Source organism: Streptomyces sp. NPDC052721, assembly GCF_040678315.1.
Lineage (GTDB): Bacteria > Actinomycetota > Actinomycetes > Streptomycetales > Streptomycetaceae > Streptomyces.
The window spans coordinates 1-8,662 of the sequence record NZ_JBFATL010000090.1 but is presented as its reverse complement, the minus strand read 5'-3'; the positions used below and the strand labels follow the sequence as shown (position 1 = coordinate 8,662).

The following is an 8,662-nucleotide window of genomic DNA, read 5'->3' as shown; positions in this document are numbered from 1 at the left end:
GGGCCCCGGCCCTCGTACTGGATGTACTTGGGTCGGGGCCCGGTGCGGCGAGAGTGCGTGCATGGCGTCGCGCGGCAGACGGGAGTTCGACGACAGGGCCTAGCTGCCCGTGCCCGGTGACGCCGGACGCCGGGGTCCCGTGGGGTGAACCTTTCCGGAGGTCCGCCCCACAGCACCTCCGCGCCGGCGTGTGCCGTGGGCTGCCGGGCTCAGGCGGCCGGCGGCCGGGATGCCGGGGAGCGGAAGACGTCGTCGCCGGCCAGGCCGATGGTCCGGCCTGTGAACTGCTCGCGTGTCGCCCTCACCCTGGCGCCGAACTGCGGGACGCTCGACATGCCACCTTCATTGGCGCACCCTTCGGGCATGTTCATCCGATGAGGCTCACGATGGCGTCCTCGGGGATCGGGTGGCCTCAGGACGGGTTCTCGTCCAGCTTCTCCACGACACGCTCGGAGATCTGGGCCAGCGTGCGCAGCTCGGCCGGCGTGACGTGGTCGAGGAACAGTTCGCGCACCGCCTCCACGTGACGCGGGGCGGCGGCCTCGATCATCGCGCGCCCCTCCTCCGTGATCACCACGAAGGCGCCACGGCCGTCCTCGGGACACTCCTCCCGGACCACCAGCCCACGCTTCACCATGCGGGCGATGTGGTGGGACATCCGGCTCTTCTCCCACTCCAGGGCCCGGGCCAGCTCCTGGAACCTGCGCCGCCCGTCCGGTACGTCCGTCAGCTCGACCAGCACCGCGAAGTCCGTCGCCGACACGTTCGACTCCGCCTGCAACGAGCGCGACAACCGGCCCCGGAGTTTGTCATGCAGGCGGATGAAGCTCCGCCACGCGTGCTGCTCCTCCGGTGTCAGCCAACGCACCGTCTCGTCCATGAGGGAAGTGTAAGCCTAGTTGATACTTCATCGAAGATTGCAGGAGGTACCGGCACCGATGGCGGTCGTACTCGTCACGGGCCGCCCGCCACGCGGCATGCCGGACCTGCGGAGCGCGTCGGCCCCGAGACCACCCGGCTCGTGGGACACGTACGCGCCGCCCTCCCGGACGTCTCGTTCGCGGTCGAGTCCGACGGCGCCTTCCGTCACGAACCGAGGTACCCGGCCTGGTCGTCCGGAGCCGAGGCCGTCGAACTGATCGGCACGGCCGAGGAGTTCCCCGCCCCCGGCTCCGGCAGACCCGCGCTGAACGTCCTGGCCCACCATCCGGCGCTCCCGCTCGACGCCTTCCACGAGCGGGCACTCCACGCCGCATCACCTGGAGCGGCCGGCTCGGCACCGGCACCCCACGAGAGCGCCGCCTTGGGTGAGATGCCCGACCACCTGTCCGTGCTCGGCGCGGTGGGGACCTCCTACACCATGGCGGACGCTGTGGCTCAGGTACTGGAGGCTTTCGTCGACGCGATCACACGCCGATCACCTCTGACCGCCTGCCCCTCAAGCCGCCGGGGCGTCCGGGGCACTGGCCCTGGACGCCCCGGACTCAGCCCACGAGACGGGTCTCCAGCCGCGTCGCTCAGTCGTCGTCCGGGAACTCGCCCGACCACGCGGCGGCCATGCGCAGCAGGGGCTCGGCCTCGTCCTGCCGCCCCTGACGCTGCAGGGTGCGGCCCAGCATCAGGTGGGCGTAGTGCTCCACCGGATCGCGCTCGACGATCGCGCGCAGCTGTTCCTCGGCACGCCGCAGCTGAGCGGAGTGGTAGTAGGCGCGGGCCAGCAGCAGCCGGGGGCCGGTCTGTTCCGGAGCCTCCTCCACGACGAGGGCGAGCAGCCGCGCGGCCCCGATGTAGTCCTTGGCCTCGAAGAGCAGCTGCGCGCGCTCCCAGCGCTCCGTGGTGGTCTCCTCGCGCGGCGCCCCGGCGCCGTTGTCGAACAGGTGCAGGGCGCCCGCCCAGCGGTCGGGCGCCACTCCGTCGCCCGCCGTGTACCCGGTGAAGTTGTCGGTCATCGTTCCTCGTTCTCCTCTGCCGTGGGGCTGCCGTGTGCCTCGGCCTCAGGCCGCCGAGCCGGTGGTGTGCAGGCGTTCCGCGTCGCGGGCCGCGCGCAGGGACGCGTGGGTGGGCGCGTCGGGCACGCCGGCCGGCCGGTTCTTCGCGAACTCCTTCCGCAGCACCGGTACGACGTCCGCACCGAGCATCTCGATCTGCTCCAGCGCGGTCTTCAGCGGTATGCCCCCGCCGTCCACCATGAACAGCTGGCGCTGGTAGTCCCCGAAGTGCTCACGGAAGGTGAGCGTCTTCTCGATGACCTGCTCGGGCGTGCCGACGGTCAGCGGGGTCTGCTCCATGTACTCCTCCATCGGGATCCCGCCTCCCATCACCGGTGAGTGGTCGAAGAACGGGCGGAACTCCCGGATCGCGTCCTGGGAGTCCGGGCGCATGTAGACGTGACCGCCGAGTCCGACGACGGCCTGCTCGGGGGTGCCGTGGCCGTAGTGCGCGTACCGCTGCCGGTACAGGTCGATCAGCTTCCTGGTGTGCTCCTTGGGCCAGAAGATGTTGTTGTGGAAGAAGCCGTCGCCGTAGTAGGCGGCCTGCTCGGCGATCTCCGGGGAGCGGATCGAGCCGTGCCACACGAACGGCGCGACGTCGTCGAGCGGGCGCGGGGTGGAGGTGAAGCCCTGCAGCGGGGTGCGGAACTTGCCCTCCCAGTCCACGACGTCCTCACGCCACAGCCGGCGCAGCAGCGCGTAGTTCTCGATGGCCAGGTCGATGCCGTCGCGGATGTCCTTGCCGAACCACGGGTACACCGGTCCGGTGTTCCCGCGGCCCATCATCAGGTCCACCCGGCCGTCGGCCAGGTGCTGGAGCATCGCGTAGTCCTCCGCGATCTTCACCGGGTCGTTGGTGGTGATCAGCGTGGTCGACGTCGACAGGATGATCCGCTCGGTGCGGGCGGCGATGTAGCCGAGCATCGTGGTCGGCGAGGACGGCACGAACGGCGGGTTGTGGTGCTCACCGGTCGCGAAGACGTCGAGCCCCGCTTCTTCCGCCTTCTGCGCGAGGGTGACCATGGCCTTGATCCGCTCGTGCTCGGTCGGCGTACGGCCCGTGGTCGGGTCGATGGTCACATCACCGACGGTGAAGATGCCGAACTGCATCCGTCCTCCGCCCTTTCATGTTGATGTATCAACTACGCGCCTGTAACACAGTCGCACCGACCCGTATTCCGCTGCCCGACGTCGACGAAGCGGCAGCCCCCTCGTCAGCGTCCGGGCTGACTGGGGCGGATGCCATGCCCCCCAACTAGTTGACACATCAATCAGGTGCCGTAAGGGTTGTCGGATGAACCCACCGCGCACGAAGGAGAGCCCGCCCATGTCCGACCTCGTCTTCGGCCTGGACACGTTCGGCGACGTACCGGAGGACGACTCCGGCACCCCGGTCTCCGACGCCCGCGCCATCCGGCAGGTCCTGGACGAGGCCGTTCTCGCGGAGGAGACCGGGGTCGACGTCATCGCCCTGGGCGAGCACCACCGCCCGGAGTACGCGATCTCGACTCCGGAGACCGTGCTCGCCGGCATCGCCACGCGCACCAGCCGTATCCGTCTCTCCTCCGGCGTGACCGTGCTCAGCTCGGACGACCCGGTCCGCGTCTTCCAGCGGTTCTCGACCGTGGACGCGCTCTCGAACGGCCGGGCCGAGGTCATTCTCGGGCGCGGCTCCTTCACCGAGTCGTTCCCCCTCTTCGGCTACGACCTCGCCGACTACGACGTGCTGTTCGAGGAGAAGATCGAACTCTTCGCCAAGCTGCTGGAGGAGAAGCCGGTCACCTGGAGCGGCACCAAGCGGGCTCCGCTCGACGCCGCCGACGTGTTCCCCAAGACCGAGTCCGGGCATCTGAGCACCTGGGTCGGTGTCGGCGGATCACCCCAGTCGGTCATCCGCACCGCGCGCTACGGCTTCCCGCTCATGATCGCCATCATCGGCGGCGCCCCCCAGCGCTTCGCACCGTACATCGACCTCTATCAACGGGCCACCGCCCAGTTCGGTACGACCGCTCACCCGGTCGGCATGCACTCGCCGGGCTTCATCGCCGACACGGACGAGCAGGCCCGGGAGCTGCACTGGCCGCACTACAAGGTCATCCGTGACCGCATCGGCGCGCTGCGCGGCTGGCCGCCGGTCCGTAAGGAGGAGTACGCGGCCGAGATCGAGCGCGGCTCCCTCTACATCGGTTCACCGGAGACGGTCGCCCGCAAGATGGCCCGCGCGATCAAGGCGCTCGGCGTCGGCCGGTTCGACCTCATCTACACCACGGGCGCGCAGCCGGTCAGCGCGCGCCTGCGGGCCGTCGAGCTGTACGGCACGAAGGTCGTCCCGATGGTCCGCGACCTCCTCGCGGGCTGACACCAGGAACGGAGAGCAGATGCACACCACCGCCGTACGCACCGTCGGCATCCTGGGCGCGGGAAAGGTCGGCACCGTACTCGCGCGCCTGGCCCTGGCGGCCGGCCGTCGGGTGCTCATCGCGGGGTCGGGCGACCCCTCCGGGATCGCCCTCACCGTCGACGTCCTCACCCCCGGCGCGGTCCCGGTCACCGCCGCCGAGGCCGCGGCGGAGGCGGACCTCGTCATCCTCGCGCTGCCGCTCGGCAAGTACCGCGGCATTCCCGCGGACGCCCTGCGCGGCAAGCTCGTCATCGACGCGATGAACTACTGGTGGGAGGTCGACGGCGTCCGCGAGGACCTGACCGACCCGCTCACCTCCTCCAGCGAGATCGTGCAGGCGTTTCTGCCCGGCGCGCGGGTGGTCAAGGCGTTCAACCACATGGGTTACCACGACCTGGAGGACGGGGCCCGGCCCGCGGGCGCCCCGGGGCGCAAGGCGATCGCGATCGCCGGTGACGATCCGGACGACCTCGCCGCCGTGGCGGGCCTGGTCGACGCGTTCGGCTTCGACCCGGTCAAGGCGGGACCGCTCGCCGAAGGCGTACGGCTCGAACCGGGCACCGAACCGTTCGGCGCCTACGTCGCTGCCGGGGAACTGCGCGCGATGCTCGCCCGCTACCCGGACTCGGAACACGGCCGGGCGGTGCTCGGCACACGGGCCGCGTCCTCGCCGGCGACCGATCACGCGGCCTGACCACCGGCCGCGACCGCTCACGTACGCGTTCCCCGGAGCCCTTGGACCCTCGGACCCTTGGGCCCGCACCGTTCACCCGCTCGGCTCACCCCGATGGCTGCCGTCCGGCCCACCCGCCAGGGTCTCAAGAAAGAGCCCGGTGCCCACGCCGAAGGGGCCACTGATGCGCCGTTGTCCGCCCATCGCCGATCACGGTCTCACCGCAGACCCGCGGACCTGCGCGCCGGTCTCCTCCGGGGTTGCTCCCGACCGGCCGCGCTCTGCCCGTTCCGGCTCGCCGGGCGTCTTCGCCGCCGTGATCCCCGCCCTCGGCGCCCCGGACGCCGACCCGGGCGCGCGGGGCTAGGCCCGGCGATGTCGTCGCGACACGACAGCGGGGATCTGTCGGCCACCGTGCTGGAGGCGCTGTTCACCCAGGCGCCCATGGGGCTGTACGTGTTCGACGAGCGGTTGCGGATCGTGCGCTACAACACCGCGGGGCGCGGGGTGCGCGGGCTGCCCAGCGACGCGGTGCTCGGGCGGCGGCTCGACGAGGTCGCGGAGGGCTTCCACGACCCAGAACTCCTCTCGCTCGCCCGTCAGGTGCTCACGGGGGAGGCGCGGGTGCGGGGCCGCCTGATGCGCGGCCGGCCTCGTGGTGACCCGGACCGGGAGACGGTGCTCTCGGTGTCGGCCTTCCGGGTCCGTCCCGGCGGCGGACACGTGCTGGGTGTCGCCGTCGTGGAGGACGTCTCCGCGCGGCAGCACACGGCGGACCGGCTGGACATCCTGCACGACGCCCATCACGCCATCGGCACGAGCCTGGACGTGCGGGACACGGCGGAGGCGCTGGCCGAGGTGGTGGTGGACCGGTTCGCGGACGCGGTGTCGGTGGACGTGCTGGACGAGGCGGTGCGCGGCGCCGCGCTGTCCGGGGGTCCGGTCGATGCCGACGCTCCCCTGCGCCGGGTCGCCTTCCGCTCGGTGAACGACCCTGGGCGGCGGATCCCCTCGGGCGAGCTGGCCACCTTCCCCTTCCCCACGCCCTTCACCCGGAGCCTGCAGGACGCTTCTCCCCGGCTCGTCACCGGCCTGACACCGGACGAGCCGTGGCTGGCCACCGATCCGGAGCGGGCCCGGCTGCTGACCGACGCGGGTGTGCACTCGCTCCTCATCACCCCGCTGGTGGTGCGCGGCACCGTCCTCGGGGTCGCCTGCTTCTACCGGCACCGTGACCCTCGCCCGTACGACGAGGACGATCTCTCCCTGGCCGAGCAGCTGGCCCAGCGTACGGCGCTCAGCATCGACAACGCCCGCAGCTACGCCCGTGAGCGCACCATCGCGACCGCCCTGCAACGCCATCTGCTGCCCCGCACCCCGCCGCGGCTGACCACGGTCGACACCGCCGCCCTCCACCTGCCCGGCACCCTGGGCGGCGGCGGGGACTGGTACGACGTCGTCCCCCTCTCCGGCGGCCGGGTGGCCCTGACCGTCGGCGATGTCACGGGCAGCGGCATCGAAGTGGCCGCCGCCATGGGGCAGTTGCGCACCGCGCTGACGACCCTCGCGGTCCGGGACCTGGCGCCGGAGGACTTGCTCTCCTGCCTCGACGAGACCACCGTCTCGCTCACGCGGGACCCGGGCGAGCCGGTCACGGCGTCCTGCCTGTACGCGGTGTTCGACCCGGTGACCCGCACCTGTACGGCCGCCAGCGCGGGGCACGCGCCCCCGGTGGCCCTCGGCGCGCTCGGCGAGCCCCTGGTCGTCGAACCGCCCGCCGGCCCGCTGCTCGGTACGGGGCGCGGCGGGTACGAGGCGGTGCGCGTCGAGCTGCCGGACGGCAGCCTGCTGGCGCTGTACACCAACGGTCTCGTCCGCGCGGCGCCGGGCGCCCGGCAGACCCTGCTCCGCCTCCTGAGCCATCCCGACCGTCCCCTGCGCGAGCTCGCCGACGACGCGGTGTACGCCCTCCTGCCCGGCCAGGGCGAGGACGACGCCGTCCTGCTGCTCGCCCGGACCCGCGGTTTGGCGGAGGACCGGCTCGCCGAGTGGACGCTGCCCAAGGATCCGGCCGTCGTCGGCACCGCGCGCCGGCTCGCCGAACACCAGCTGTCGGCCTGGGGGTTGGCGGACCTGGCCTTCACGACCGAACTGATCGTCAGCGAACTGGTCACCAACGCCGTCCGGTACGGCAGTCCGCCGATCCGGCTGCGCATGATCCGCGACCGGAGCCTGATGTGCGAGGTGTCGGACGGCAGCAGCACCGCGCCCCACCTGCGCAACGCCCGCGCCATCGACGAGGGCGGCCGGGGACTGGCGCTCGTCGCCCAGCTCGCCGCCCGCTGGGGCACCCGGTTCGGACGCCGGGGCAAGACCATCTGGTGCGAGCAGGAGCTGGACGGCGGCTGAACGCCGGGGGCCGTGCCGAGCGGCAGGCGTACGGCGTGCTCCCGTGGGAAGGACCCGCACAGCGCGCCCGGGCACGGGGCGCGGTTCACGCGCGCAGCGCGGATCCGCATCCGGCACCCGGCCGCATCGCCCGGACTCGAACAGGTCGTGGAGGCAGGCCGGTTGCCGGAGGCGGGCGGCCGGCGGGGCCGAGTGCCCACCTTCCGAACGTTCAGCGGTGTGCCGAGGCGGGAGCGGGCTCCTCGGGCCGCTGCTCGGTGCGAGGGGAGCGCTGGGCCACGACGCGGGGGGCGCGGGGGGGGCGCGGAGGGCGAGGGTGATCAGCGGGAGCAGGGTGAGGGCGGCCGTGACCGTGCCGACCAGGGGCGGGCCCGTCAGGCCGAGGGAGGAGTCGAGGGCCGTACCCGCGAGCCAGGAACCGGTCGCCGTGCGTTCCGGTGCGGGAGCGGAGTTCGCCGCGTCGCGCGTGCAGGCGGTGACGGCGGTCGCGGCGAGCAGCACGGCGGCGGTGGCGCGGGAGACCTCACGAGGGCGGCGGACGGCACGAGGAGCCAGTGTCACGAGCTGTCCAGGTTCGGTCGGGGAGGGTGCGGCGCAGCGACGGAAGCGTGGTCGTGGCCGGCTCGTGCTCAAGGCTTGAGCAGGGCCTTGATGGCGCGGCGCTCGTCCATCGCCTGGTAGCCCTCGGCGACCCGCTCCAGGGGCAGGGTTTGGTCGAGGACCCGGCCCGGGGCGATCCGGCCGGTGAGGACGCGGTCGATGAGGTCGGGGAGATAGGCGCGCACCGGGGCGGGGCCGTCGCGCAGGCCGACGTGGGAGAAGAACAGCTCCTGCCCGTCGATGGCCGCACCGCGCGCGACCGGGACGGCACCGCGCTGGCCGGCGGGCACACCGGCACCCCGTGGTTCGAGGTGGACGACGCGGCCCGGTTCTTCGCCCGCACCCGAAGTGAGGCCGGGCCGTCAGGCCGGCGGCAGACGGCAGCCGGTAGGCGCGTCGGGGGCCAGGCGGCCAGCCGCGACATGTGGGTGTCGCGTCAGCCAGTCGTGATCACACGGCCACCCGCGTTGCCCCGCTCCCGCGAGGTGATCCGGCCCTAGGCCCTGTCGTCAAACTCCCGTCTGCCGCGCGACGCCATGCACGCACTCTCGCCGCACCGGGCCCCGACCCAAGTACATCCAGTACGAG

General features: G+C 72.4%; 7 protein-coding genes and 1 pseudogene. 3 read left to right on the top strand and 5 right to left on the bottom strand.

Annotated elements, in window-relative coordinates; translation table 11 throughout:
• Positions 1-209: 209 nt before the first annotated feature.
• The 4 genes from AB0L21_RS39300 to AB0L21_RS39285 form a co-directional block, all read right to left on the bottom strand.
• Positions 210-335 (bottom strand): hypothetical protein, encoded by a 126-nt coding sequence (locus AB0L21_RS39300; RefSeq protein WP_365711568.1) that lies wholly within the window; start codon positions 333-335, stop codon positions 210-212.
• A 77-nt stretch (positions 336-412) separates the two neighbouring features.
• Positions 413-880, bottom strand: coding sequence for a MarR family transcriptional regulator (locus AB0L21_RS39295; RefSeq protein WP_365711566.1), 468 nt, complete (start codon positions 878-880; stop codon positions 413-415).
• Positions 881-1,517: 637 nt separating this feature from the next.
• Positions 1,518-1,949 (bottom strand): tetratricopeptide repeat protein, encoded by a 432-nt coding sequence (locus AB0L21_RS39290; RefSeq protein ID WP_365788737.1) that lies wholly within the window; start codon positions 1,947-1,949, stop codon positions 1,518-1,520.
• Positions 1,950-1,994: 45 nt separating this feature from the next.
• Complete coding sequence (locus tag AB0L21_RS39285) at positions 1,995-3,101, bottom strand: LLM class flavin-dependent oxidoreductase (RefSeq protein WP_365788736.1); 1,107 nt, start codon at positions 3,099-3,101, stop codon at positions 1,995-1,997.
• 217 nt (positions 3,102-3,318) lie between these two features.
• Here AB0L21_RS39285 and AB0L21_RS39280 point away from each other — a divergent pair, with 217 nt between their 5' ends.
• The 3 genes from AB0L21_RS39280 to AB0L21_RS39270 all read left to right on the top strand — a co-directional run bounded on the left by AB0L21_RS39280 (position 3,319) and on the right by AB0L21_RS39270 (position 7,474).
• Positions 3,319-4,350: an LLM class flavin-dependent oxidoreductase gene (locus AB0L21_RS39280; RefSeq protein WP_365788735.1), complete on the top strand. Its 1,032-nt coding sequence runs from the start codon at positions 3,319-3,321 to the stop codon at positions 4,348-4,350.
• A gap of 19 nt (positions 4,351-4,369) precedes the next feature.
• Positions 4,370-5,086: an NAD(P)-binding domain-containing protein gene (locus AB0L21_RS39275; RefSeq protein WP_365788734.1), complete on the top strand. Its 717-nt coding sequence runs from the start codon at positions 4,370-4,372 to the stop codon at positions 5,084-5,086.
• Positions 5,087-5,440: 354 nt separating this feature from the next.
• Positions 5,441-7,474, top strand: a complete 2,034-nt coding sequence (locus AB0L21_RS39270; RefSeq protein WP_365788733.1) for a SpoIIE family protein phosphatase — start codon at positions 5,441-5,443, stop codon at positions 7,472-7,474.
• A gap of 629 nt (positions 7,475-8,103) precedes the next feature.
• On the opposite strand, the pseudogene AB0L21_RS39265 reads toward AB0L21_RS39270, so the two are convergent.
• A pseudogene (locus AB0L21_RS39265) lies at positions 8,104-8,319 on the bottom strand (IMP dehydrogenase); the annotation flags it as partial.
• Positions 8,320-8,662: the final 343 nt, after the last annotated feature.